A 26,089-nucleotide genomic window follows, 5' to 3' on the forward strand; every position below is an offset into this window, starting at 1 on the left:
GCGGCCGCCGGTTACTGGTTGAGGCGTTTGTCGATCAGGCCCTGCACCACACTTGGGTCGGCCAGGGTCGAGGTATCGCCCAGGTTGTCGAGTTCGTTGCAGGCGATCTTGCGCAGTATACGCCGCATGATCTTGCCTGAGCGCGTCTTGGGCAGCGCCGGGGCCCACTGGATCAGCTCGGGCTTGGCGAAACTGCCGATTTCCTTGCTGACCAGGGCCAGCAACTCGGCCTTGAGCGCGTCGTCCGGCGTTACGCCATTCATGGGCGTGACGAAGGCATAAACGCCCTGGCCCTTGAGGTCGTGGGGGTAACCGACCACCGCCGCTTCGGCGACGCTGTCATGCAGCACCAGCGCGCTTTCCACTTCGGCGGTACCGATACGGTGGCCGGAAACGTTGATCACGTCATCGATACGCCCGGTGATCCAGTAGTCACCATCGGCATCGCGGCGGGCACCGTCGCCGGTGAAGTAATAGCCGGGCATCGGCTTGAAGTAGGTGTCGACCATGCGCTGATGGTCGCCATAGACGCTACGGATCTGCCCGGGCCAGCTGGCCTTGATCACCAGCAGGCCGGCACCGGGGCCTTCGATGAGCTTGCCCTTTTCGTCCAGCAGCACTGGTTGTACGCCGAACATGGGCTGGGTGGCACAGCCGGGCTTGAGCGACTGCGAGCCGGGCAACGGGGTGAGCATGATGCCGCCGGTTTCGGTCTGCCACCAGGTATCGACGATGGGGCAGCGCTTTTGCCCGACTTCCTCGAAATACCACTCCCAGGCTTCGGGGTTGATCGGCTCGCCGACGCTGCCCAGCAGGCGCAGGCTCTGGCGTGAAGTGTTTTGCAGCGGCGCGGAGCCTTCGCGCATCAGCGCGCGCAGGGCAGTCGGGGCGGTGTAGAAGATGTTCACCTGGTGCTTGTCCACCACTTGCCAGAAGCGCGAGGTGTCCGGGTAGTTGGGCACGCCTTCGAACATCAGCGAGATCGCGCCATTGGCCAGCGGGCCATAGACGATGTAGCTGTGGCCGGTGACCCAGCCGACATCGGCGGTGCACCAGAACACCTCGCCGTCACGGTAGTCGAACACCACCTTGAAGGTGAGGGTGGCCTGCAGCAGGTAGCCGCCGGTAGTGTGCAGCACGCCTTTGGGTTTGCCGGTGCTGCCGGAGGTGTAGAGGATGAACAGCGGGTCTTCGGCGCCCATCGGCTCGGGAGCGCAGTCGTCGCCGGCCTTTTCCGTTGCCTCGTGGTACCAGAGGTCACGGCCTTCGGCCCAGGCGACATCGCCGCCGGTGCGGCGCACCACGAATACGCTGCTGACCGCGGGGCAGCTGGCCAGGGCCTTGTCGACGTTCTGTTTCAGCGGGATGCGTTTACCGCCGCGCACGCCTTCATCGGCGGTGATCACCGTACGGCAGTCGGCATCGAGGATACGGTCGCGCAGGGCATCGGGCGAGAAGCCGCCGAACACCACCGAGTGGATGGCACCGATGCGGGTGCAGGCAAGCATGGCGAAGGCGGCCTCGGGGATCATCGGCATGTAGATGCACACCCGGTCGCCTTTCTTCACCCCGCGTGCTTTCAGCGCATTGGCCAGGCGGCAGACCTGGCGGTGCAGTTCGCGGTAGGTAATGGCCTTGGAATCCTTGGGGTCATCGCCTTCCCACAGCAGGGCGGTCTGTTCGCCGCGTCGGACCAGGTGGCGGTCGATGCAGTTGTAGCTGACGTTGAGCTGGGCGCCGTCGAACCAGCGGGCGCTGCCGGTCTTCAGGTCGCATTGCTGCACGCTCGACCAGGGTTTTATCCAGTCCAGGCGCTTGGCCTGTTCGGCCCAGAAGGTGTCGGGGTCATCCACCGACTGGCGGTAGAGGCGGCGGTACTCGTCGGGGGTGAGGGCGGCGGACTGGCTGACGGCCAGGGCCTGGGGGTAGTTGCGGATATCGAACATGGCGGGTGGTCCTGCTCTTGTAAGGGGCGATGGACTGCAACGGCTATTCGATAGGACAGTGTAGCTGGGAGAGGTGTTCAACCTGTGCCGGCCTCTTCGCGGGCTCGCCCGCTCCCACAGGTACTGAACAGTTCTTGAGGCCTGTGCGGTACCTGTGGGAGCGGGCGAGCCCGTGAAGAAGCTGGCGAAGGTTTCAGATCAACCGCGGTGACGGCCGCGGAAGTAGTTGATCAGGCCTTGGGTAGAGCCATCTTCGGCACTGTCTTCCAGGCTGCCGACCAGGCGTTGGTAAACGCCCTTGCCCAGCTCCTTGCCCAGCTCCACGCCCCACTGGTCGAAGGCGTTGATGCCCCAGATCACGCTCTGTACGAAGACCTTGTGCTCGTACATCGCCACCAGCGCGCCCAGGCGGCGTGGGCTGATGCGCTCCACCACCAGGGTATTGCTCGGGCGGTTGCCCGGGATCACCTTGTGCGGGGCCAGCTTTTCGATGTCCGCTTCGTTCAGGCCTTTGCCACGCAGCTCGGCTTCGGCTTCTTCGCGGGTCTTGCCCAGCATCAGCGCCTGGCTCTGCGACAGGCAGTTGGCGTACAGCCACTGGTGATGGTCGGCCACCGGGTTGAAGCTCACCACCGGCACGATGAAGTCGGCCGGAATCAGCTGGGTGCCTTGGTGCAGCAATTGGTGGTAGGCATGCTGGCCGTTGCAGCCGACGCCGCCCCAGATCACCGGGCCGGTGTCGGTTTTCACCGGGGTACCGTCCTGCAGCACGCTCTTGCCGTTGGACTCCATGTCCAGCTGCTGCAGGTGCTTGGTGATGTTGCGCAGGTAGTGGTCGTACGGCAGGATCGCGTGGCTCTGTGCGCCCCAGAAGTTGCCGTACCAAACGCCCAGCAGGGCCAGCAGTACCGGCATGTTCTTTTCGAACGGCGCGGTCTGGAAGTGCTGGTCCATGGTGTAGGCACCGGACAGCAGTTCCTTGAAGTTGGCGGTACCGATGGCCAGGGCGATCGGCAGGCCGATGGCCGACCATAGCGAGTAGCGCCCGCCCACCCAGTCCCACATCGGGAAGATGTTTTCTTCGCGGATGCCGAAGGCCACGGCGGCGGCCTTGTTGCTGGAAACGGCGATGAAGTGGCGGTACAGCTCGGCTTCCGAGCCGCCCTGGGCCAGGTACCAGGTACGCGCGGCCATGGCGTTCTTCAAGGTCTCGAGGGTGTTGAACGACTTCGACGAGACGATGAACAGGGTGGTTTCGGCGCGCAGGTTGGCCGACAGCTCGTGGAACTCACTGCCGTCGATGTTCGCCAGGTAGTGGCAGCGCACGCCGCGCTGGGCGTAGGGCAGCAGCGCCTCGGAGACCAGCTCGGGGCCGAGGAACGAGCCACCGATGCCGATGTTGACCACGTCGGTGATCGGTTTTTCGCTGTAGCCGCGCCACAGGCCGTCGTGGATGCGGCCGACCAGTTCGGTGATCTGGTTGAGCACCTTGTGCACTTCCGGCATCACGTTCACGCCGTTGACGCTGAGCTTGTCGCCCACCGGCCGGCGCAGGGCGGTGTGCAGCACCGGGCGGCCTTCGGAGGCGTTGATGATTTCGCCACTGAACATCGACTTGATGGCGTCCTGCAGGCCCACTTCGTTGGCCAGGTTCACCAGCAGGTCGCGGCTTTGTTCGGTGATCAGGTTTTTCGAATAGTCGAGGAACAGGCCGCAGGAGCTCAGGGAGAACTGGTCGAAGCGCTTGGTATCGGCGGCGAAGGCTTCGCGCATGCTGAAACCTTGCATGGCGTCGCGGTGTTGCTGGAGCGCCTGCCAGGCGGGCAGGGCCGTGACATCGTGGGGTGTACGGTAATACGCCATTGCGCGGGGTTCCCTTGGTGCGTGGTGAGACCTTGGACACGGCACTCATTGCCGGGTTCAGGCTGGCACCATTATAGGCAAAGGCCACTTGCAGGGAATGGGTATGGCGGGGGAATTTGGGGGGCGCTTTGCGCCCCTTCGCAGCACAAGGCTGCTCCTACAAAGGAAGGCGATTTTCTGTAGGAGCAGCCTTGTGCTGCGAATGGGCTGCAAGGCAGCCCCAGGCCGTTACGCGGTCTTCTCTTCCAGATGCAGGTACAGGTTGTCGATCAACCGTGTGTTACCCAGGTAAGCCGCCGCAATCACCACCAGGTCTCGATCATCGATCACTGCCGGGCGCAGGCTCACGGCATGACGCACTTCCAGGTAATCCGGCCGGAAACCAGCGGCGGTCAACTGCGCCTGGCCTTCGGCAACCAGCGCGGCAAAGTCCCGTTGGCCACGGCCGATGCCAGCAGCGATGTGCTGCAGCGTGCGGTACAACGCTGGCGCCGCAGCACGCTGCTCAGGCGTGAGGTAACCGTTGCGCGACGACAGCGCCAGGCCGTCCTCGGCCCGCACGGTGGGCTCGCCGATGATCTGGATCGGCATGTTCAGGTCGCGCACCATGGCGCGGATCACCGCCAGCTGCTGGAAGTCCTTTTCACCGAACACGGCAAGGTCGGGCTGGACCATGTTGAACAGCTTGCTGACCACGGTGGCCACGCCTTCGAAATGCCCGGGCCGGCTGGCGCCGCACAGGCCTTCGGAAAGGTGGGGCACGCTGACGCGGGTTTGCACGCTCATGCCGTCGGGGTACATCTCTTCGACGCTGGGCGCGAACAGCAGATTGCAGCCAGCCTGGAGCAGGCGCTCCTGGTCGGCGGCCAGGGTGCGCGGGTACTTGTCGAGGTCTTCGTTGGCGCCGAACTGCAGCGGGTTGACGAAGATGCTGGCGACCACGAAATCGGCGCGCTGCGCAGCCTTGGTCACCAGGGCGGCATGGCCGCTGTGCAGGTTGCCCATGGTCGGCACGAAGCCGATGCGCTTGCCTTCACCGCGGGCGCGGGCGACTGCGGCGCGCAGTTCGCGGACGGTCTTGACTGTATTCATGCACTGAACCCGTGTTCGCTGCCTGGGAAGCTGACTTGCTTGACCGCCTCGACGTAAGCGACGAGGGCGCTGTGGATATCCGGCTGGCCTTGCATGAAGTTCTTCACGAACTTCGGTACCCGGCCGCTCAGCGACAGACCGAGCATGTCGTGCAGGACCAGTACCTGGCCATCGGTGCCGCTGCCGGCGCCAATGCCGATCACCGGGATGGATACGGCACTGGTGATTTCCGCCGCCAGTTCGCTGGGCACGCATTCGAGCAGCAGCATGGCTGCACCGGCCTGTTCCAGGGCGATGGCGTCGGCGCGCATCTGCCGGGCCTGGGCTTCCTGGCGGCCCTGCACCTTGTAGCCGCCCAGCACGTTGACAGTCTGCGGGGTCAGGCCCATGTGCGCGCACACCGGCACGCCACGCTCGGCCAGCAGGCGGATGGTCTCGGCCAGCCAGGCAGCGCCTTCGATCTTGATCATGTGGGCGCCGGCCTGCATCAGCGTGGCGCTGTTGGCGAAGGCCTGCTCCGGGGTGGCGTGTGCCATGAACGGCAGGTCGGCGAGGATCAGCGCGCCGTCGTTGCCACGTTTGACGCTGGCGGTATGGTAGGCCATGTCCGCGGTGGTCACCGGCAGTGTGCTGTCGTGGCCTTGCAGGACCATGCCCAGCGAGTCGCCCACCAGCAACACTTCGACACCGGCCTGGCTGGCGGCCTTGGCGAAGGTCGCGTCGTAGCAGGTCAGCATGGTGATTTTTTCACCCTTGGCCTTGAGGCCATTGAGGGTGGTCAGGGTTACTTCAGGCATGTAGGAAATTCCTCGTTCAGGCGCTGTAAGAAACGACTGCATTCAACGCGTGTAGTCATCTTCCGGAGCGGCACATCATCGGGCGTGATGTTCGGGCACAGGTCCGTCCGGGCCTAAATACGGGTATGCGGCACTTTGGTGCCACACGGGACGCCTATAGTCGTGAGCGAGGTTGGGGAAGTCAATCACCCTGTTACCGCATTGTTACGATCAGGGTGTTACTGGCGTTACCGCGCCAGTGTGCAAGGCTGGAACGCCCGGTTTACAGGCGTTCCAGGCCGACGAACGGGCAGTCGTCGAGCAGTTGCGCGAGGGCGCGGCCGTCGGCCAGGCGGAAATCGCTCGGTACCAGTTCCGCCAGCGGGTACAGCACGAAAGGCCGGGCATGCATGTGGTAATGCGGCACTTTCAGGCGCGGCTCATCGAGCACCTGGTCGCCGAACAGCAGGATGTCCAGGTCCAGTGTGCGCGGGCCCCAGCGTTCCTTGCGCACGCGGCCCTGATCGTTCTCGATGGCCTGCAGTGCATCGAGCAGGGCCAGCGGTGGCAGGGCGGTGTCCAGGGCGGCGACGGCGTTGGTATAGCGCGGCTGGCCGGGCAGCAGCGAATCGCTGGTGTATAGGGCCGAGGCCGCCACCAGGCGCGTGGCTTCGACCTGGTCGAGGGCCTGCAAGGCGCTGCGCAGCTGCTCGGCAGGTGCGTCCAGGTTGCTGCCCAGGCCGATATAGGCGCGGGTACTCACTCGAAGGCCTCGTCGCCACTGCGCTTGCGCTTGCCACCGCTACGCTTGCGTTTGCGCGGGCCGGCGCCGGTGCCTTCGTCACGGCTGCCCAGCTCGCGGATCATCTCGCGGCGCTCGCTGTCGTTGGCATCCTGGTAGTCGGTCCACCACTGGCCGAGGTCGTCGGTTTCTTCCCCGGCGCTTTCGCGCAGCAGCAGGAAGTCGTAGCCGGCACGGAAGCGCGGGTTGTCCAGCAGCATGTCGGCGCGCTTGCCGCTGCGGCGTGGCAGGCGCTCCTGCATGTCCCAGATCTCACGGATCGGCAGGGTGAAGCGCTTGGGGATGGCGATGCGTGCGCATTGCTCGGCGATCAGGTCGTGGGCCGCACCGTTCATGGCCGGGATCGGCGGCACGCCTTGGTTCTGCAGGTGCAGCACGCGGGCCGGCAGGGCTGGCCACAGCAGCGCGGCGAAGAGGAAGGCCGGGGTTACCGGTTTGCCTTGCTTCACGCGCAGGTCGGTGTTGTTCAGCGCCTGGCTGATCAGCGTGTGGGTGTAGGTCGGGCGCTCGTCCAAGGCATGCGAACTGGCCGGGAACAGCGGCTCGAACAACTGCAGGTCGACCAGCATCTCGAAGACGATGGCGCCCTGGCCGGAGAGGAACAGCTTGAGGCTCTCTTCGAACAGGCGCGCAGGCGGAATCTCGCGCAGCAGTGGGGCCAGCTCGCGGATCGGCTGGACCGTGTGCTTTTCGATGCCGAAGTCGAGCTTGGCGGCGAAACGCACCGCGCGCAGCATGCGCACCGGGTCTTCCTGGTAGCGGTGGGTAGGGTCACCGATCAGGCGCAGCAGGCGGTTGCGAATATCGTGCACGCCGTTGGCGTAGTCGAGGATGCGCTCGCTGACCGGGTCGTAGTACAGGGCGTTGATGGTGAAGTCGCGACGTTGCGCGTCCTCTTCCAGGGTGCCGTACACGTTGTCACGCAGGATGCGGCCACTGGCATTGTGCGACGAACGGTGGCTGTCGCCCTGGTCGTCTTCCGAGTGGTGGGCGCGGAAGGTGGCGACTTCGATGATCTCACGGCCGAAATGCACGTGGACCAGCTTGAAGCGGCGGCCAATGATGCGCGCGTTGCGGAACTCGGCACGGACCTGTTCGGGGGTGGCACTGGTGGCGACGTCGAAGTCTTTCGGCGTGATGCCCAGCATCAGGTCGCGGACACAGCCACCGACCAGGTAAGCCTGGTAACCGGCGCTCTGCAGGCGTTCCACGATGTTCACCGCATGGCGGCTGAATTGGTGGCGTTGCAGCGAGTGCTGGCTCTTGTTGATCACCTCAGGCGTGGTGCGCCTGTGGTGCGGGCCCGGTACGGGCGGGCGGAACGACTGGAACAGCTTCTTCAGCATGGGATGCACTGTTTGAAGGAATGTTCGGCCAAGAATAGGAGAATGGCCGCATGATGGGCGGGGATTCTAGCATTTACTCAAGGAATGGTGTAGGCGGGTAGCAGGATGCCTGCCGGAAGGGTAGAAACGACAAGGGGAGCCTAAGCTCCCCAAGAAGTCGTTGCGTGCTCTTATTGTTTTTTTGCTGGGCTTCTTGTTTTTGTTGAGTGCCCTGTCCACAAATCTCGAAGCTTGTGGACGACCCCCAATCCAGGGGTTAAGAGCAAACGGATTGCTTTGGTCGCTGATGTCACGTTGATCTGTCGATCCAACCAGTTCAGGCGCTGCTTTTTAGTGCAGTTTTTATTGTTCTCTGCCTGGTTGTGGGGCAAGCCCCAAACACGCATCCTCTCCAAAAGAATCAGTTAGCTGCGCCTCCGCCGTCTTGTTTTTATTGTGCGTGAGCCGTTTCGTCTTGTTCTTATTCTGAGTTGCAGTGCTTGTTATTGTTCTTGTACCAGACATATAGCAGGTGCCGTGCCAACTTTTGCAAACCCAGTAAAATCAAGGGGTTGGAGGTGGTGGGCGGTTTTTTAGCGGTCGAAAATGTCGAAATTTCGTTACCGTACGCCTCGGGAACTGTTACGGCGGAAAGCTTGGGTAACAGATTTTTGCGGGGGCTGAGGTGTTACCTGGGTGTTCGCCGTGACACGTTCAGCGCCTGTGAGATCGAGCGCCGCCCGCGCGGCGCTTCGCGGCACAAGGCCGCTCCCACATCTGTTTCGGGCCAGTCTCTCCTGTGAGGTCTCCTCTGCCCGCCTTGTCTGTTCCATTCGATATCAAGGGGGGCGCGACAGCTCTTCATCAACTTCAGCCATGCACCAAGGCTGCAACCCATCTGGCACAGGAATGATTGGCCCGAAACAGATGTGGGAGCGGCCTTGTGCCGCGAAGCGCCGCGCGGGCGGCGCTCGATCTCACAGGCGCCACATAGGCTGCGGCGTACGGTGGCGGGCAGGTTGAGTTACTCGCTGGTAGCGTTGCTCTTGCGCCGCGGGATACCCAGGCGCTGGCGGCGTTCCCACAGGCACTTGCGGCTGACCCCGAGTTTGCGGGCCAGTTCGGTCTCGGTCATGTGGTCCTGGTGCTCGAGCACGAAGTGCTGGAAGTAGTCTTCCAGCGACAGGTCCTCGGTCGGTTCATGGCTGGCATTCGCCGAACTGGCCACGACCAGGGCGTTGTCGAGGATTTCGTCCTCCTCCAGGTCGCCCAGCTCGATGTCGATGCCCAGCAGGTCGGCGGAAATTTCTGCGCTCTCGCTGAGGATCACCGCGCGCTCAACGGCGTTTTCCAGCTCTCGCACGTTACCCGGCCAGCTGTAGTGACGAATGGCCTGCTCGGCTTCGGCCGAGAAGTGCAGGTCGTCGCGGCCGATGCGCGCGCTCTGGCGGGCGAGGAAGGCGCTGGCGATCTCGTTGACGTCGCTGCCGCGCTCGCGCAGGGCAGGCAGTTTCAGGGCGATCACGTGCAGGCGGTAATACAGGTCTTCACGGAACTGGCCGGCCTTGGCCAGGTTCTTCAGGTCGCGGTGGGTCGCGGCGATCAGGCGTACATCGACCTTTTGCGACTGTACCGAACCTACCCGGCGAATCTCGCCTTCCTGCAGCACGCGCAGCAGGCGGGCCTGGGCTTCCAGCGGCAGTTCGCCGATTTCGTCGAGGAACAGGGTACCGCCATCGGCAGCTTCCACCAGGCCGGCGCGCCCGGCGCTGGCGCCGGTGAACGCGCCTTTCTCGTGGCCGAACAGCTCGGACTCGATCAGTGTCTCGGGGATGGCCGCGCAGTTCACCGAAATCATTGGTGCCTTGGCCCGACGCGACAGGTTGTGCAGGGCGCGTGCGACCAGCTCTTTACCGGTGCCCGACTCGCCCTGGATCAGCACGTTGGAATCGGTGGGCGCGACCTTGCGGATCTTGCTGTACATGTCCTGCATTGGCGGGCAGGAGCCGATGATGCCGATTTCGCCATTGGCGGCTGCCGCGCTGCCTTTGTCGGCCGGGGCGGCCTTGCCATTGGTGGCGCGTGGCTCGGCCGCCGGTGCGGCAGCCGGGGCGTTCTGCCGGTCGCGCAGGATACGCGCCACCGCTTGCAGCATCTCGTCGTGGTCGAAGGGCTTGGCGATATAGTCCACCGCGCCCATTTTCATCGAGTCTACCGCTGAGCGCAGGCTGGCGTAGCTGGTCATGATCAGCACCGGGGTGCCCTGGCCGAGCTTGATCAGTTCGGTGCCGGGCGCGCCTGGCAGGCGCAGGTCGCTGACGATCAGGTCGAAGGTGGCAATGCTGAAGCGTTCCTGGGCTTCCTGCACCGAGCCGGCTTCGCTGACCTGGTACTGGTTCCGTTCGAGCAGGCGGCGCAAGGCCGAGCGGATGATGGTTTCGTCTTCGACGATCAGAATGTGCGGCATTGATTCAATTCTCTCGACGGTCTCGAATTTCAGGGGACGTCGCTACGACATGCCGGGGCAGGGTCACGCGGATCCGGGTGCCACGTTGCCGTTCGATATCGGCCGGGCTGTCGATGGTGATTTGCCCATAATGCTCTTCCACGATGGAATAGACCAGAGCGAGCCCCAGTCCGGTTCCTTCGCCCGGGTCCTTGGTGGTAAAGAAGGGTTCGAACAGGCGGTCCATGATGTTTTTCGGGATCCCGCTGCCCTCATCCTCGACGATCAGGTCGACGGTGTGCTCGCTGACTTCGCTGCGCACGCGCACGGCGCTGCCGGGAGGCGAGGCGTCGCGGGCGTTGGAGAGCAGGTTGATCAGCACCTGGGCCAGGCGCTGCGGGTCCCCTTCGGCCCAGTGCTCCGGGTCGCATAGGTTGAAGAACTGTACTTCGAAATTGCGCCGGTTCAACGCCAGCAGACCGATGGCGTCCTGCGCCACTTCGGCCAGGCATACCGGCTCTTCGCTGTTCTGGTGGCTGCCGCCGGCATGGGCGAAGCTCATCAGCGACTGGACGATGCGCGATACCCGCTTGGTCTGTTCGAGAATCTGGCTGGACAGCTCGATGATTTCGCCATCGCCCTCACGCTCCTCGCGCAGGTTCTGCGCCAGGCAGGCGATGCCGGTGATCGGGTTGCCGATCTCGTGCGCCACGCCGGCGGCCAGGCGGCCGATGCTGGCCAGGCGTTCGGAGTGCACCAGCTTGTCTTCCAGCGCCTGGGTTTCGGTAAGGTCCTCTACCAGCAGCACCAGGCCGCTGTTGCCCGGGGCCAGCGGTTCGTCGATGGCCGCCTTGTGCAGGTTCAGCCAGCGCGGCTGGCCGTCCAGCGCCAGGCGCTGCTTGTGCAGGTGCTCGTCGGGCACGTTGATGAAGCCTTGCAGCAGGCCGCGCCAGGGTTCGCTGATGGTGACCAGGCGCGAGCCGACCACGTGCTTGGCAGCGATGCCGGTGAGCTCTTCCATGGCCTTGTTCCACATCAGGATTTCCTGGTCCTTGGCCAGCGAGCAGACGCCCATGGGCAGTTCCTGCAGGGTCTGGCGGTGGTAGCGGCGCAGGGCGTCGAGCTCGGCGGCCAGGCCGGTCAGGCGCGAGTGGTAGTCTTCCAGGCGGCTTTCGATGAAGTGGATGTCCTCGGTCACGTAGTTTTCGTTACCGGACTTGTACGGCAGGAAGGTCTCGACCATGTCCTGGGCCACGCTCGGCCCCATCAGGCCGGACAGGTTGGCCTCGATACGGTCGCGCAGGCGGCGCAAGGCATAGGGGCGGCGTTCGTCGAATGGCAGGTAGAGGTCGCGCAGAGCCTGTTCCACTTCCTTCTGTGCGGCCTTGGCGCCCAGCGGCTTGGCCAGTTGGGTGGCGAACTCCTGTGGCGAGGCGGCGTGCAGTTCGCGGCGTTGCGGGCGGCGCACGTTGTCCACCGCGCAGGCTTCGGCGGCGCTGACCTCTTCGTTGCTGGCGTTAGTGAACAGCGAGATCAGGGTGAACAACAGCACGTTGGCCGCCAGCGAGGCGATGGCCGCCATGTGCCAGCTGGTGTCGTCCAGCACGTAGATCATGTCCAGCAGCGGGATGTAGAAGCCCTGCAGGTTGCCCAGCAGTGGCAGCAGCATGGTCACCATCCACACCAGGGTGCCGGCCAGCAGGCCGGCGATGAACCCACGGCGGTTGGCAGTCGGCCAGTACAGTACCGACAGCACGCCCGGCAGGAACTGCAACGTGGCCACGAAGGCGACGATGCCCAGGTTGGCCAGGCTCTGATGGTTGTTCTGGGTCAGGTAGAACATGAACCCGGCGGTGATGATGGCGACGATCAGCGCGCGGCGGGTCCACTTCAGCCAGCGGTAGATGTTGCCTTCGGCCGGCGGCTGGTACAGCGGCAGCACCAGGTGGTTGAGGGCCATGCCCGACAGCGCCAGGGTGGTGACGATGATCAACCCGCTGGCGGCCGACAAGCCGCCGACGTAGGCCAGCAGCGCCAGTGCCTGGTTGTTGGCGGCAAGCCCCAGGCCCAGGGTGAAGTACTCGGGGTTGGTGGTGGCGCCCAGGCGCAGGCCGGCCCACAGCACCAGCGGCACGGCCAGGCTCATCAGCAGCAGGAACAGCGGCAGGCCCCAGCTGGCGCTGACCAGAGAGCGCGGGTTGAGGTTTTCGGTGAAGGCCATGTGGTACATGTGCGGCATGACGATGGCCGAGGCGAAGAACACCAGCAGCAGGGTGCGCCATGGGCCTTCCTGCAGCGGCGTATGCAGAGCCGCCAGGGCGGTCTGGTTCTGCAGCAGCCACACTTCCAGTTCGTGCGGGCCGCCGAACACGCCATACAGGGCGTACAGGCCGATACCGCCCAGGGCCAGCAGCTTGATCACCGACTCGAAGGCGATGGCGAACACCAGCCCTTCGTGCTTTTCGCGTGTGGCGATGTGCCGCGAGCCGAAGAAGATGGTGAACAGGATGATCAGCGCACAGAAGGCGAAGGCCACCCGTGCCTTGACCGGCTCACCGGTGAGGATGCTGATCGAGTCGGCCACCGCCTGGATCTGCAGGGCCAGCAAGGGCAGCACGCCGATCAGCATGATGATGGTGGTCAGCGCCCCGGCCCAGGTGCTGCGGAAACGGAACGCCAGCAGGTCGGCCAGCGAGGACAGCTGGTAGGTACGGGTGATCTTGAGGATCGGGTAGAGCAGCACCGGCGCCAGCAGGAACGCACCGGACACCCCCAGGTAACAGGCAAGGAAGCCGTAGCCGTACTGGTAGGCCAGGCCCACCGATCCATAGAAAGCCCAGGCACTGGCGTACACACCCAGCGACAGGGTGTAGGTCAGCGGGTGGCGAATGATCGAGCGCGGGATCAACCCCCGCTCGCTGATCCAGGCCACGCCGAACAGCACCATGAGGTACGCGGCGCTGATCAGGATCATCTGGGTCAGGCTAAAGCTCATCGGCATCTCGTTGGCTCTGCAGGATGAAGGTGACGACGATCAGGATCAGCCAGAGCAGGTAAGGGCGATACCAGGCTCCGGTCGGTTCGATCCACCAGTCCATGATGGCCGGGGAGAACAGGTAGATCCCCACGACCAGAAGCAGGACCAAACGATAGATGTACATGCTGGCCTCGATGGTTGGGCGCTGCGGGCTTGGACTTATTATTGGCGCAAATGGCTGGGCGGATGCTAGCGGGAATCCATAGTGTTCGCCAAGAGGTTGAATTTATTGGGCTTTTGTTTTTGAGGGGGTGGGTTGCCTGTGCCGGCCTCTTCGCGGGCGCGCCCGCTCCCACAGGTAAACCACAAATCTTGAAGGTGGTGTAGTTCCTGTGGGAGCGGGCGTGCCCGCGAAGAGGCCGGTAATGCCTCAGCGCAAATCAGCCTCTGGCACTGTGGTCCGCTGCGCAATCGCCTCGGGCCGCCACTGCTTGCGAGCTACCGCCAATACCTCCGCCGGCGTTGCCAGCAACAACTCGGGGTCTGCTTCCTGCCCCAGCGCCCGCAGCGCCCGCAGCAACAGCGGTGTCGCCTGGTCCGCCTGCAGCGGCGGCGAGCGGTACGACTTGCCCAGCTTGTGCCCGTCCGGCTGCACGATCAGCGGAATATGCAGGTAACGCGGCTGCGAAAAGCCCAGCAACTCTTGCAGGTACAGTTGGCGCGGGGTGTTGTCGAGCAGGTCGGCGCCACGCACGATGTCGGTAACACCTTGCCAGGCATCGTCCAGTACCACCGCCAGCTGGTAGGCATACAGCCCGTCGCGGCGCTGGATGACGAAATCGCCCACTTCACGCCCCAGGTGCTGCTGGAACTCGCCCTGCACGCGGTCGGTAAAGCGGTAGATCAGCTCCGGCACGCGCAGGCGGATCGCTGCGCCTTCCCGAGCATGCCCGGCGTTGCGGCAAAGGCCCGGGTAGATGCCGTTGTAACCCTCAAGCTGCTTGCGCGAGCAGGTGCAGGCGTAGGCCAGGCCCATGTTGAACAGGCGGTCGACCACCGCGGCATAGGCATCGTGCCGCTGGCTCTGGAACACCACTTCGCCGTCCCACTCCAGGCCGTAGCGCTCCAGGGTCTGCAGGATCGCATCGCGAGCACCGGGCATTTCCCGAGGCGGGTCGGTGTCTTCCATGCGCAGCAGCCAGCGGCCGTTCACGGCGCGGGCATCGAGCCAGGAGGCGAGGGCTGCGACCAGCGAGCCGAAGTGCAGGAAGCCGCTGGGGGTGGGGGCGAAACGCCCGATGTAGCTTGATTCGGTCATGGTCAGGCTGGGCATATAAATGAAACGGGGCGCATGATGCGCCCCGTTCAGGTGGAAAGAAAGATCAGCCTTTGCCGACCGTCTTTTCCTTTTTCTCGGCGATTTCCTTGCAGTCGAAGCACAGGTCGGCGGTAGGGCGGGCCTCCAGGCGACGCAGGCCGATCTCGATGCCGCACGATTCGCACCAGCCGTACTCATCGGCCTTGATCTTCTCGAGGGTCTTGTCGATTTTCTTGATCAGCTTGCGTTCGCGATCGCGGTTGCGCAGCTCCAGGGCGAATTCTTCTTCCTGGCTGGCACGGTCGGCCGGGTCGGGGAAGTTGGCTGCTTCGTCCTTCATGTGATCCACAGTGCGGTCGACACTTTCCATCAAGTCTCGCTTCCAGGCGCCGAGAAGCTTGGTGAAGTGCTGTTTCATGGGCTCGCCCATGTACTCTTCACCCTTGTTTTCTACGTAGGGCTCGACACCGTACATGGTCTGGGCTTTTTGCTTTTCTACGGTGGACATGAATAGACCGCCTCTCACTCATCTGATCCAATGCGCAGGCTGCTCCATCTCCGGCACCCGCCGGCCCTGCGACTGCGAGCCGCCGAACTTACCAGATAGATCGGGGGTGCGCTACCCCGCCCGATCCTGGTAATTGACAGCGGCGCGAGCCGCACGTTCGGTGGCGTGCAGAGGTAGAATCTCCAGTTTAGACCCAATTGAGAGAAGGTCATGGCCCACCCCTACAGTGCGCGCAGCCGCGCCATCGAACCCTTCCACGTCATGGCGCTGCTGGCCCGGGCCAACGAGCTGCAGGCGGCCGGGCACGACGTGATCCACCTGGAAATCGGCGAGCCGGACTTCACCACGGCCGCGCCCATCGTTGCCGCCGGCCAGGCAGCATTGGCCGCCGGGCACACCCGCTACACCGCCGCACGCGGCCTGCCGGCACTGCGCGAAGCCATTGCCGGGTTCTATGGCCAGCGTTACGGCCTGAGTGTCGACCCTGAACGCATCCTCATCACCCCGGGTGGCTCCGGTGCGCTGCTGCTGGCCAGCAGCTTGCTGGTAGACCCAGGCAAGCACTGGCTGCTGGCCGACCCAGGCTACCCGTGCAACCGCCACTTCCTGCGCCTGGTCGAGGGCGGGGCGCAGCTGGTGCCGGTGGGCCCGGACGTGAATTACCAGCTGACTGCCGACCTTGTCGACCGCTACTGGGACAAGGACACGGTCGGGGCCCTGGTCGCCTCGCCGGCCAACCCGACCGGCACCGTGCTGGGACGTGACGAGCTGGCCGGCCTGTCCCGCGCCACCCGCGAACGGCATGGCTACCTGGTGGTGGACGAGATCTACCACGGGCTGACCTATGGCATGGACGCACCCAGCGTGCTGGAAGTGGACGACTCGGCATTCGTCCTGAATAGTTTTTCCAAGTATTTCGGCATGACCGGTTGGCGCCTCGGCTGGCTGGTGGCGCCTCCTGGCGCGGTGGCCGACCTGGAGAAGCTGGCACAAAACCTGTACATCAGTGCGCCCAGCATGGCCCAGCATGCTGCGCTGGCGTGTTTCCAGCCCGAGACCCTGGCCATTTTCGAGGAGCGCCGGGCCGAGTTCGCCCGCCGCCGCGACTACCTGTTGCCTGCCCTGCGCGAACTGGGCTTCCGCATTGCCGTCGAGCCGCAGGGGGCGTTCTACCTGTATGCCGACATCAGTGCCTTTGGCGGTGACGCGTTCGCCTTCTGCCGGCATTTCCTGGAGACCGAGCACCTGGCCTTCACCCCGGGCCTGGACTTCGGCCGTCACCTGGCCGGCCACCATGTACGCTTTGCCTACACCCAGAGCCTGCCGCGCCTGGAAGAGGCGGTACAACGGATCGCCCGCGGTCTGCGGAGCTGGCAAGGCTGATGCAATTCCATCCCCCACTCGAACAGGGACGCCTACTGCGCCGCTACAAACGCTTTCTGGCGGATATCGAACTGCCCGGCGGCGAACAACTGACCATCCACTGCCCCAACACCGGTTCCATGCTCAACTGCATGCGTGAAGGCGGGCAGGTGTGGTTCAGCCGCTCCAACGACCCCAAGCGCAAGCTCCCGGGCACCTGGGAAATCAGCGAAACCCCGCAGGGGCGGCTGGCCTGTGTGAATACCGGGCGGGCCAATACGCTGGTCGAAGAGGCCCTGCGTGCTGGCATCATCGCCGAACTGTTCGGCTTCAGTGCTCTAAGGCGTGAAGTGGCCTACGGCGAGGAAGGCAGCCGCATCGACTTCCGCCTGGAATTCGACGGTGCCCCGGCCTATGTCGAGGTCAAGAGCGTGACCCTGGGCTACCCAGACAGCAGGGTCGCGGCCTTCCCTGATGCGGTGACCCAGCGCGGTGCCAAACACCTGCGCGAGCTGGCGAAGCTGGCCAGGCAGGGCGTGCGGGCGGTGCAGCTGTATTGCGTGAACCTGACCGGTATCGACGCGGTGCGCCCGGCCGAGGAAATCGATGCGGCCTATGCCCAGGCCCTGCGCGCGGCGGTGGCGGACGGGGTGGAGGTGCTGGCCTACGGCACGCGCCTGGACGCCGAAGGCATCGTCATCGACCGCCGCCTGCCGGTGCTGCTTACCCCTTGAACCAGATGCCCTGGCTGTCCTCGTGGCAGCCCAGGGCCTGCAGTTGCTCGCCTTCGCATGGCCCGGCCACGCATTCGCCGCTTTCGATCAGGAACAGCGCGCCATGATGGGCGCAGTGAATCAGGCTGGCGCTGTCATCGAGAAACGCATCTTCCGCCCAGTTCAGCGGGATGCTGCGGTGCGGGCAACGGTTGCGGTAGAGGTACACCTGGCCCTGGCGGCGTACGCCGAACAGTTCGATGCCGTCTACGCTGAAGGCGCGGCTTTGGCCTTCGGCCAGGCCGTGGGAGGTACAAAGGAAGTGCATGGCAAGGATGACTCGTGAAACAAGTGGTAGCTTGACGCTTCAATGCGAATAATTATCAAATTGCCCGCATTCGCTGCGCCCGGCTGCTTATGGTGCGCAGTTCCGTCGCCCGCCACAAGGCGCGCGTCCCGCCTGCAGAAGGAACCCGATGATGCGCCGTCCCGTCGCCCTGCTCGCCCTGTGCGCGAGCCTTGTGCTCTCCACCCAGGCCCCGGCGGCCGAGCTGCCGCAGCGTTGGGTCAGCGCTGGTGGTGCACTGAGCGAATGGATCAGCGCGCTGGGTGGTGAAGCGCGGTTGGTGGGGGTGGACACCACCAGCCAGCATCCGCCATCGCTGAAGTCACTGCCCAGTGTCGGCTACCAGCGGCAGCTGTCTGCGGAAGGCATTCTCAGCCTGCGCCCGGATGTGCTGGTGGGCACCGAGGAAATGGGGCCGCCACCGGTATTGGCGCAAATCCGCAAGGCTGGCGTGCGGGTCGAACTGTTCTCCAGCAAGGCCGAACTGGCGGCGGTGGATGAAAACCTCAAGCACCTGGGGCAGTTGCTGGGCGCAGAACAGCAGGCCGCGGTCCTGGCGTCGGGCTACCACCAGCAGCTCGATGCCTTGCAGGCCAAGGTCAGGCAGGCCCGGGCGGAGCAGAAGGCGCCAGGGGTGTTACTGCTGGTCGGGCATGCCGGGGCCAAGCCGCTGATCGCCGGGCAGGGTACTGCCGGTGACTGGCTGCTGAGCCAGGCAGGCGGGCGCAACCTGGCAGAACATCAGGGCTACAAGAATTTCTCCAGCGAAGCACTGGCGGCGCTGGACCCGGATGTGATCGTGTTTTCCGACCGGGCGCTGGCCGATGAGCAGGCCTTGCAGGCGTTGCTGAAGGAAAACCCCGCGCTGGCGGCCTCGCGCGCCGTGCGCGAGAAACGCCTGGTATCGCTTGACCCGACGCTGTTGGTCGGCGGGCTCGGGCCACGCCTGCCGGCAACACTGCAGTTGCTTGCGGCCACCTTCTATCCGGCTGCCAAGGCCAGCCTCGCCCTATGAAGCAACGTGTCCAGCCACGCACGCTGTTCGTTTGCCTGAGCCTGTTGTGCCTGCTGGCGGTGTGGTTGTCTTTGGCCCTGGGGCCGGTCAGCCTGCCGCTGTTCGATACCCTGCGTGCCGGCCTGCGCCTGCTGGGGCTGCCCGTTGCCGCTGATGGCCTGCAGCAGGCCGAGATGATCCTCGGCCAGATCCGCCTGCCACGCACCTTGCTGGGGTTGGCGGTGGGCGCGGTGCTGGCGTTGTCCGGTGTCGCCATGCAGGGGCTGTTCCGTAACCCACTGGCCGACCCCGGGCTGGTAGGGGTTGCCGCCGGGGCGGCGGTGGGCGCGGCGGTGGCCATCGTTGGCGGCAGTTGGCTGGGCGGCATGCCGGATGTGCTTGCCCCTTACTTGTTGTCGCTGTGTGCTTTCATCGGTGGGCTGGGCGTGACTGCGCTGGTCTATCGTCTGGGGCGGCGCGACGGCCAGACCAACGTCGCCACGATGCTGCTGGCTGGTGTGGCCATGACCGCGTTGGGCGGTGCTGCCGTGGGGCTGTTCTCCTACCTGGCCGACGACGCCACGCTGCGCACGCTGACGTTCTGGAACCTGGGCAGCCTCAATGGTGCCAGTTACCAGCGGCTGTGGCCGTTGCTGCTGGTGGCTGCTGGCGTGGCGGTATGGCTGCCACGCCGGGCCAAGGCGTTGAATGCCATGCTGCTGGGTGAGTCGGAGGCGCGCCACTTGGGCATCGATGTGGAGCGGCTCAAGCGCGAGCTGGTGTTCTGCACGGCGCTGGGCGTGGGGGCGGCGGTGGCGGCTGCCGGGTTGATCGGTTTCATCGGCCTGGTGGTACCGCACCTGGTGCGCCTGCTGGCCGGGCCTGATCACCGTGTGGTGCTGCCAGCTTCCTTGTTGGCGGGCGGTGTGCTGATGCTGTTCGCCGATTTGGCGGCGCGGCTGCTGCTGGCGCCTGCCGAGCTGCCGATCGGTATCGTCACGGCCTTTATCGGTGCACCGTTTTTCCTGTTCCTGCTGATGCGAGGACGCAGCTGATGTTGCAAGCCGAGGGCCTGTACTTGCGGCGGGGCAGCAACGAAGTGCTGCATGACATTCATTTGCAGCTGAGCCCGGGGCAGGTGGTGGGCGTGCTCGGCCCCAACGGTGCCGGCAAGAGCAGCCTGCTGGGTGTACTGTGTGGTGAACTGATGCCTGATCGCGGATGGGTGACGCTACAGGGCAGGCCGCTAGCCAACTGGGCCGGGCAGGAGCGGGCCAGGCGCCTGGCGGTGTTGCCGCAGGTGTCTAGCCTGGGGTTCTCGTTCCGGGTCGAGGAAGTGGTGGGCATGGGGCGCATGCCCCATGGCACCGGGCAGCGGCGCGATGCGGAAATCGTCGAAGCGGCCTTGCGGGCGGCGGATGCCTGGCACCTGGTCGAGCGCAGTTACCTGGCGTTGTCTGGCGGCGAGCGGCAACGGGTGCACCTGGCTCGGGTGCTGGCTCAGCTGTGGCCGGGCGAGGCGGGTACCACGCTGCTGCTCGACGAGCCAACCTCGATGCTTGACCCGTTGCACCAGCACACCACCCTGGAAGCCGTGCGCCGCTTTGCCGACCGTGGCGCCGCGGTGCTGGTGATCCTGCATGACCTGAACCTGGCGGCGCGCTACTGTGACCGTATCCTGCTGCTGGAGCAGGGGCGCTGCCATGCCTTTGCCGCACCCGAAGCAGTGCTGACGCCGGCGGCGTTGAAGGCGGTATACGGGATCGATGTACTGGTACAGGCGCACCCGGAGCGTGGGCATCCGCTGATCATCACCCGTTGATGTGGGGATTCAAGACGCCGAGGCGTGCACGATTTTCGTGGGAGCGGCCTTGTGTCGCGAAAGGGCCGCAAAGCGGCCCCGGATTTTCAGCAGGTGATGCACAAATTGCTGGGGCTGCTCCGCAGCCCTTTCGCGACACAAGGCCGCTCCCACAAGAGCCGGTGCAGGCCTATACATTGTTGAATGACATGGAGGTGCTGCCCATGCGACATCCGCTGCTGTCCGCTTTCTCGCTGTGCCTGATGCTGGTACTGGGTGGCTGCCAGGCCAGCCTGCCACCGCTGCCCGCCTGGCAGAGCAGTGAGGGGCGCAGCCATGCCGAGCTGGGGCATATGGTCGATCTCGCCGATGGCCAGCTGATCAGCCCTGAGCAACTGGTGCAGCACCTGTCTGCCGCCCCCCGGGTGCTGGTCGGCGAGAAACACGACAACCCCGACCATCACGCACTGCAGCTGTGGCTGTTGCGCGCCCTGCAAGGCCAACGTGTGCAGGGCAGCCTGCTGCTGGAAATGCTGCAGCCCGAGCAGCAACCGCTGCTGGACAAGCTTGCGGGGCAACCTTTGCCGGCAGACCTGTCCAAGGCCCTGGCATGGCAGGACGGCTGGGATTGGCAGCTGTATGGGCCAATCGTGACTGAGGCTATGCAGCAGCGGGTGCCTGTGCTGGCCGCCAACCTCTCGCCCGGCGAGATGCGCCAGGCCTATCGACAGCCAGCTTCGTTACCGGGCGAAAGGTCCAATGCGCCGACGGTCAAGGCCGCCTTGCTGGAGCATGTGCGTGCCGGGCATTGCGGGATGCTGCCAGAAAGCCAGTTGCCGGCGATGCTGGCCGTGCAGCAGCAGCGCGACCGGCGCATGGCCGAGCGCTTGCTGGCGGCGCCGCAGCCGGCACTGCTGCTGGCCGGGGCTTATCACGTGCGCAAGGACCTGGGTGTACCGTTGCACCTGGCTGACCTGCAAGCGCAGGGGGAGAGCAAGGTACTGCTGTTGGCAGAGGTCGGTGAGCAGGTCGAGGCAGGCGAGGCTGATTTTGTGTGGTACACGGCAGCGATGCCGGAGCAGGACTATTGCGCGCAACTGCGGTGACAGGGCTGCAAAGAGGCAAAAAAAGACCCGGCAAAATGCCGGGTCAATAACCGTGATTAGCCTGATGAGGAGATAATCTGAGAGTCCGAACCAGGGGCTCTTAGCTTATCCAACCAGTCTCGCGACCAGTTGTGATAATCATAACGATTCTCATTTCGTCGTCAATCCCCTTCCCGAAATTATTTCTGATTTTTTTGCGCAGGGGTTTTCGCATCCAGTTGTTGGTTGAGCGCTTCTTTACGCTCCAGCGGCAAATCGTTCCAGTGCATGTCCAGCAGGGCGCCTTCAATGGCATACAACAGCACCTTCGATGCGCGGAACCCTCGTGTCTTCACGGCCTGGTACGCACCCACCGCGCCCAGGCGGCGCAGATCCGATGCACTGTGGATGCCGGCTGCATGCAGCCACTGCGCAGAGGTCTTGCCAAGGTTCTTCAGATGCTGCAATTCATCGTTCATCGAGCCTCCTTGCGATGGCTGAACGGGGATTGGGGGATAAATCGCGAGCAGGTCAGAGAGGAGTGTAGCGGGGGATGGGAAATGCGCGGCCTTTTGCCATAGGGGGCGACGAGATGTCCTGTGCCGGCCTCTTCGCGGGTAAACCCGCTCCCACAAGGTTATCTGCAAGCCTCACGACTGACGCAGTACCTGTGGGAGCGGGCAAGCCCGCGAAGAGGCCGGCCCAGGAAATCGCTGACCTTACAGCCCAGGCAGGCGCTGGCGAATCTGCTCGATCACCTGGTCCATGCTCCCGGCACTCTGGGTATCGACGCGGGTGCTTTGCACCTGCTCTTGTACACTCAGCGGCTCACGGCTGGCCTGCTGGGCCTTGACCACTTCCAGGGTGGCATCGGACGGGTCGGTGTTTTCTGCCCGGCGCTGCTCCAGCCAGCTGGCGATGACCGCATCCGGTGCATGGCAGTCGAGGATCAGGAATGGCACGCCGGTCTGGCTGGCGACGTCCGCCGCGGCCTGGCGCTGATCACGCTTGAGGTAGGTGGCATCCAGCACTACCGGGAAGCCGGCTCGCAGCACGGTCGCCGCCACCTCGTGCAGGCGCTGGTAGGTCGCGACACTGGCGTCCTGGTCGTAGATGCCGGTACTCAGCTGGCCAGCGTCAGCCTGCTGCTGTTCGCCGAACAGGCGTTTGCGCTCCACATCCGAACGCACGCGGACCGCACCCAGGGCTTCGACCATGCGCATGGCGACGTGGCTTTTGCCCACTGCCGAAACACCGTGGGTAATGGCCAGCAGGCGCGACGGGATGGCGCTGTAGCTTTCTGCCAGGTTGGCATAGTTGCGGTAGGTGCGCAGGGTGGTGGCGCGCTGCACGCCATCGGCATCGGCTGGCATGCTGAACAGTGCAACCTTGGCCCGCACCAGCGCGCGGTAGGCTTTGTAGAAGTTGAGCAGTTCCAGGCCTTCGTAGTCGCCGGTCAGTTCCAGGTACTGGCTGATGAAGCGGCGGGCCAGGCATTTCAGGCCGCGGTCTTCCAGGTCCATGGCCAGGAAGCCGGTATCGGCATACACGTCGGTCAGGCGGAACGGTTCGTTGAACTCGATGCAGTCGAAGATCACCACCTTGCCGTCGATCAGGGTGGCGTTGCCCAGGTGGATGTCACCGTGGCATTCACGGATGAAACCATTGGCCTTGCGCTTTTCCAGCAGGCCATGCAAGCGCTCGAAGCTGCTGCGTGCCCAAGCCTGCAGGGCGTCGAGTTGCTGCAGGTCGGCCTTGTCGCTGAGGAACGGGCGAATCTGCTCGAAGTTCTGTTCCACCGGCGCCATCACGCTGTCCGGCGTGCCGAGCGGGTGCTCCACCGGAACGCGTGGGGCCTGCAGGTGGAACTCGGCGATCTGCCGGGCCATCTGGTCGATGTGCGCGGCGTTCAGTTCGCCATTGGCCTGCAGGGTGTTGAGCATCTGCCCCTGGGGGAACTGGCGCATCTTCAGCACGTACTCGATGGCTTCGCCTTCACCACCGATCTGCGGCGCGTCGACGCTACCGGTGATCGGCAACACTTCCAGGTACAGGCCGTCGGTCAGGCGCTGGTTCAGGCGCAATTCTTCGTTACAGAAATGCTGGCGCTGGTCCAGGCCGGTGAAGTCGAGGAAGCCGAAGTTCATCGGCTTCTTGATCTTGTAGGCATACTCGCCAGTGAGCAGGACCCAGGAGATATGCGTCTCGATGAGCTGGAACCCATCCACGGGGTGAGGGTACAGGGCGGGGTTCTGCAACGCAGTGATAAGGGCTTGGCTCACGGGAAATCCTTCCGGGGGCAGGGAATTCGAATGCGCCATTATGGTCAATGGTGCCGTCCCTGCCTACCGCCGGGGGCGTCTGCCCAGCCTTTATAAAGTGCGTATAATCCGCCGCCATGACCCGAACCCGAAATCCCCGTACCCCTCAGAAACGCCCGACCGGCCGCTCCCGCGCCTGGCTGGGCTGGGCTTTGAAGCTCAGCCTGGTCGGCCTGGTGATCATCGCCGGCTTCGCGGTTTACCTTGATGCTGTCGTCCAGGAAAAGTTTTCCGGCAAGCGCTGGACCATTCCGGCCAAGGTGTATGCCCGGCCGCTGGAGCTGTTTTCCGGCCAGAAGCTGAGCAAGAACGACTTCCTCACCGAGCTGGACGCGCTCGGCTACCGGCGTGAAAGCGCGGCCAACGGCCCGGGCGCGGCGGCAGTCAACGGCAACACCGTCGAGCTCAATACCCGTGGCTTCCAGTTCTACGAGGGCATGGAGCCGGCGCAGTTCGTGCGTGTGCGCTTCTCCGGCGATTACGTGGCGGGCCTTTCCGGCGCCAACGGCAAGACGCTCGACGTAGTGCGCCTGGAGCCGCTGATGATCGGCGGCATCTACCCGAAAAACCTCGAAGACCGCATCCTGATCAAGATCGACCAGGTACCGCCGTACCTGCTCGAAACCCTGGTGGCGACGGAAGACCGCGATTTCTACAGCCACTTCGGGGTGTCGCCCAAGTCCATCGCCCGGGCCATGTGGGTCAACACCTCGGCAGGTTCCATGCGCCAGGGTGGCAGTACCCTGACCCAGCAGTTGGTGAAGAATTTCTACCTCACCAGCGAGCGCAGCCTCAGCCGCAAGCTGACCGAGGCGATGATGGCCGTACTGCTGGAGCTGCACTACGACAAGCGCGAGATCCTCGAGGCCTACCTCAACGAGGTGTTCGTCGGCCAGGATGGCCAGCGTGCGGTGCACGGCTTCGGCCTCGCCAGCCAGTTCTTCTTCAGCCAACCGCTGTCGGAGCTGAAACTGCACCAGATCGCTTTGCTGGTGGGCATGGTCAAGGGGCCGTCCTACTACAACCCGCGTCGCTATCCGGACCGCGCCCTGGCCCGCCGCAACCTGGTGCTCGACCTGGTGGCCGAGCAGGGCGTGGCCAGCCAGGCAGAAGTCGATGCAGCGAAGAAGATGCCGCTGGGCGTGACCAAGCGCGGCAGCCTGGCCGACAGCTCGTTCCCGGCATTCCTCGACCTGGTCAAGCGCCAGTTGCGCCAGGACTACCGCGATGAAGACTTGACCGAAGAAGGCCTGCGCATCTTCACCAGCTTCGACCCGATCCTGCAGATGAAGGCCGAAACCTCGATGAGCGAGACCTTCAAGCGCCTGGCAGGCCGCAAAGGGGCGGACGAGGTGGAGTCGGCGATGGTCGTGACCAACCCGGAAACCGGTGAAGTGCAGGCGCTGATCGGCAGCCGCCAGGCCGGTTTCGCCGGCTTCAACCGCGCCATCGATGCCGTGCGGCCGATCGGCTCGCTGGTCAAGCCGGCGGTCTACCTGACCGCGCTGGAGCAACCGACCAGGTACACCCTGACCAGCCTGGTGCAGGACGAGCCGTTCTCGGTCAAAGGTGCCGACGGCCAGGTCTGGCGCCCGCAAAACTACGACCGCCGCCCGCATGGCACCATCTACCTGTACCAGGGGCTGGCCAACTCCTACAACCTGTCGACTGCCAAGATCGGCCTGGATGTGGGCGTGCCCAACGTGATCAAGACCATTGGCAGGCTGGGTGTGAATGTCGACTGGCCAGCCTTCCCCGCCATGCTGCTGGGTGCCGGCGGCATGTCGCCGATGCAGGTCGCGACCATGTACCAGACCATCGCCAATGGCGGCTTCAACACCCCGATGCGCGGTATTCGCAGCGTGCTCACCGCCGAGGGCGAGCCGCTCAAGCGCTACCCGTTCCAGATCCAGCAAACCTTCGACCCGGGGGCCATCTACCTGGTACAGAACGCCATGCAGCGGGTGATGCGCGAAGGCACCGGCCGCTCGGTGTACAACACTTTGCCGCGTAATCTCACCCTGGCGGGCAAGACCGGTACCAGTAACGATTCGCGCGACAGCTGGTTCTCCGGTTTCAGCCAGGACCTGCTGGCCGTGGTATGGATGGGCCGTGACGATAACGGCAAGACGCCATTTACCGGTGCCACAGGTGCCCTGCAGGTGTGGACCAGCTTCATGAAGAAGGCCGACCCGCTGCCGCTGGACATGCCGCAACCGGACAACGTGGTGCAGGCCTGGATCGACCCGTACAGTGGCCATGGGTCTGATGGCAGCTGTCCGGGAGCGGTGCAGATGCCGTATATTCGCGGCAGTGAACCGCCCGCCGGCGCGACCTGTGGCGGCGAGCAGGATCCAGTTGAATCGGTCATGGACTGGGTCAAGGGCTGGATGAATTAAGCACAGGCTGCATTG

21 protein-coding genes are annotated in these 26,089 nt (G+C 64.5%); 7 read left to right on the top strand and 14 right to left on the bottom strand.

The genetic code is table 11. The features are described from left to right. Positions 1–11: 11 nt before the first annotated feature. The 11 genes from acs to dksA form a co-directional block, all read right to left on the bottom strand. Positions 12–1,946, bottom strand: coding sequence for an acetate--CoA ligase (gene acs, locus ACGLHT_RS04665; protein ID WP_274120301.1), 1,935 nt, complete (start codon positions 1,944–1,946; stop codon positions 12–14). A 198-nt stretch (positions 1,947–2,144) separates the two neighbouring features. After that, positions 2,145–3,809 carry a glucose-6-phosphate isomerase gene (gene pgi / locus ACGLHT_RS04670; RefSeq protein WP_085591714.1) on the bottom strand — a complete coding sequence of 555 codons (1,665 nt, stop codon included), beginning with the start codon at positions 3,807–3,809 and terminating at the stop codon, positions 2,145–2,147. Between the two features lie 228 nt (positions 3,810–4,037). After that, entirely contained in the window at positions 4,038–4,901 is an 864-nt protein-coding gene (gene panC, locus ACGLHT_RS04675; RefSeq protein WP_025340691.1) for a pantoate--beta-alanine ligase, read from the bottom strand. Next, a complete protein-coding gene (gene panB, locus ACGLHT_RS04680) occupies positions 4,898–5,698 on the bottom strand; it encodes a 3-methyl-2-oxobutanoate hydroxymethyltransferase (protein ID WP_025340690.1) in 801 nt (266 codons plus the stop codon). Before panB ends, panC begins: the two co-directional genes overlap by 4 nt. 262 nt (positions 5,699–5,960) lie before the next feature. Beyond that, positions 5,961–6,440, bottom strand: a complete 480-nt coding sequence (folK, locus tag ACGLHT_RS04685; RefSeq protein ID WP_137162445.1) for a 2-amino-4-hydroxy-6-hydroxymethyldihydropteridine diphosphokinase — start codon at positions 6,438–6,440, stop codon at positions 5,961–5,963. Further along, entirely contained in the window at positions 6,437–7,825 is a 1,389-nt protein-coding gene (locus tag ACGLHT_RS04690; protein WP_015271847.1) for a polynucleotide adenylyltransferase PcnB, read from the bottom strand. Before ACGLHT_RS04690 ends, folK begins: the two co-directional genes overlap by 4 nt. Before the next feature lie 1,003 nt (positions 7,826–8,828). Next, positions 8,829–10,271: a sigma-54 dependent transcriptional regulator gene (locus tag ACGLHT_RS04695; RefSeq protein WP_013974271.1), complete on the bottom strand. Its 1,443-nt coding sequence runs from the start codon at positions 10,269–10,271 to the stop codon at positions 8,829–8,831. A gap of 4 nt (positions 10,272–10,275) precedes the next feature. Beyond that, positions 10,276–13,251, bottom strand: coding sequence for a sensor histidine kinase (locus tag ACGLHT_RS04700; RefSeq protein ID WP_025340687.1), 2,976 nt, complete (start codon positions 13,249–13,251; stop codon positions 10,276–10,278). After that, positions 13,235–13,411 (bottom strand): hypothetical protein, encoded by a 177-nt coding sequence (locus ACGLHT_RS04705; RefSeq protein ID WP_003250005.1) that lies wholly within the window; start codon positions 13,409–13,411, stop codon positions 13,235–13,237. The genes ACGLHT_RS04700 and ACGLHT_RS04705 overlap by 17 nt, the downstream gene beginning before the upstream one ends. A gap of 246 nt (positions 13,412–13,657) precedes the next feature. Beyond that, on the bottom strand, positions 13,658–14,545 hold the full coding sequence (gene gluQRS / locus ACGLHT_RS04710; RefSeq protein ID WP_084785353.1) for a tRNA glutamyl-Q(34) synthetase GluQRS: 888 nt from the start codon (positions 14,543–14,545) through the stop codon (positions 13,658–13,660). 64 nt (positions 14,546–14,609) lie between these two features. Then, on the bottom strand, positions 14,610–15,053 hold the full coding sequence (gene dksA, locus ACGLHT_RS04715; RefSeq protein ID WP_274121136.1) for an RNA polymerase-binding protein DksA: 444 nt from the start codon (positions 15,051–15,053) through the stop codon (positions 14,610–14,612). Between the two features lie 210 nt (positions 15,054–15,263). Here dksA and ACGLHT_RS04720 point away from each other — a divergent pair, with 210 nt between their 5' ends. Both ACGLHT_RS04720 and sfsA read left to right on the top strand, forming a co-directional pair. Beyond that, entirely contained in the window at positions 15,264–16,436 is a 1,173-nt protein-coding gene (locus tag ACGLHT_RS04720; RefSeq protein ID WP_274078628.1) for a pyridoxal phosphate-dependent aminotransferase, read from the top strand. Next, positions 16,436–17,149, top strand: a complete 714-nt coding sequence (gene sfsA / locus ACGLHT_RS04725) for a DNA/RNA nuclease SfsA (protein WP_274078629.1) — start codon at positions 16,436–16,438, stop codon at positions 17,147–17,149. The genes ACGLHT_RS04720 and sfsA overlap by 1 nt, the downstream gene beginning before the upstream one ends. Here sfsA and ACGLHT_RS04730 read toward each other — a convergent pair. Next, the gene (locus ACGLHT_RS04730) at positions 17,139–17,456 is read right to left on the bottom strand and encodes a Rieske (2Fe-2S) protein (protein WP_025340682.1); all 318 of its coding nucleotides are present in this window, start codon (positions 17,454–17,456) and stop codon (positions 17,139–17,141) included. The genes sfsA and ACGLHT_RS04730 overlap by 11 nt on opposite strands. Before the next feature lie 148 nt (positions 17,457–17,604). On the opposite strand from ACGLHT_RS04730, the gene ACGLHT_RS04735 reads away from it, so the two are divergent. From ACGLHT_RS04735 to ACGLHT_RS04750, 4 genes are all read left to right on the top strand, one after another. Beyond that, positions 17,605–18,489: a hemin ABC transporter substrate-binding protein gene (locus ACGLHT_RS04735; protein WP_085692855.1), complete on the top strand. Its 885-nt coding sequence runs from the start codon at positions 17,605–17,607 to the stop codon at positions 18,487–18,489. A 50-nt stretch (positions 18,490–18,539) separates the two neighbouring features. Continuing rightward, positions 18,540–19,523, top strand: coding sequence for an iron ABC transporter permease (locus tag ACGLHT_RS04740; RefSeq protein WP_274121139.1), 984 nt, complete (start codon positions 18,540–18,542; stop codon positions 19,521–19,523). After that, positions 19,523–20,290, top strand: a complete 768-nt coding sequence (locus tag ACGLHT_RS04745; protein WP_274121137.1) for a heme ABC transporter ATP-binding protein — start codon at positions 19,523–19,525, stop codon at positions 20,288–20,290. Before ACGLHT_RS04740 ends, ACGLHT_RS04745 begins: the two co-directional genes overlap by 1 nt. A gap of 203 nt (positions 20,291–20,493) precedes the next feature. Further along, entirely contained in the window at positions 20,494–21,375 is an 882-nt protein-coding gene (locus ACGLHT_RS04750; RefSeq protein WP_274121138.1) for a ChaN family lipoprotein, read from the top strand. A 179-nt stretch (positions 21,376–21,554) separates the two neighbouring features. On the opposite strand, the gene ACGLHT_RS04755 is transcribed toward ACGLHT_RS04750, so the two are convergent. After that, positions 21,555–21,833 (bottom strand): TfoX/Sxy family protein, encoded by a 279-nt coding sequence (locus tag ACGLHT_RS04755; RefSeq protein ID WP_274078632.1) that lies wholly within the window; start codon positions 21,831–21,833, stop codon positions 21,555–21,557. 240 nt (positions 21,834–22,073) lie between these two features. Beyond that, positions 22,074–23,636 (bottom strand): bifunctional aminoglycoside phosphotransferase/ATP-binding protein, encoded by a 1,563-nt coding sequence (locus ACGLHT_RS04760; RefSeq protein ID WP_274078633.1) that lies wholly within the window; start codon positions 23,634–23,636, stop codon positions 22,074–22,076. Between the two features lie 116 nt (positions 23,637–23,752). Between ACGLHT_RS04760 and mrcB the strand changes: the two genes are divergently transcribed. Next, complete coding sequence (gene mrcB / locus ACGLHT_RS04765; RefSeq protein WP_025340676.1) at positions 23,753–26,074, top strand: penicillin-binding protein 1B; 2,322 nt, start codon at positions 23,753–23,755, stop codon at positions 26,072–26,074. Positions 26,075–26,089 lie beyond the last annotated feature (15 nt).

The organism is Pseudomonas sp. PsB, from assembly GCF_043658375.1.
Taxonomy (GTDB): Bacteria; Pseudomonadota; Gammaproteobacteria; order Pseudomonadales; family Pseudomonadaceae; genus Aquipseudomonas; species Aquipseudomonas putida_Z.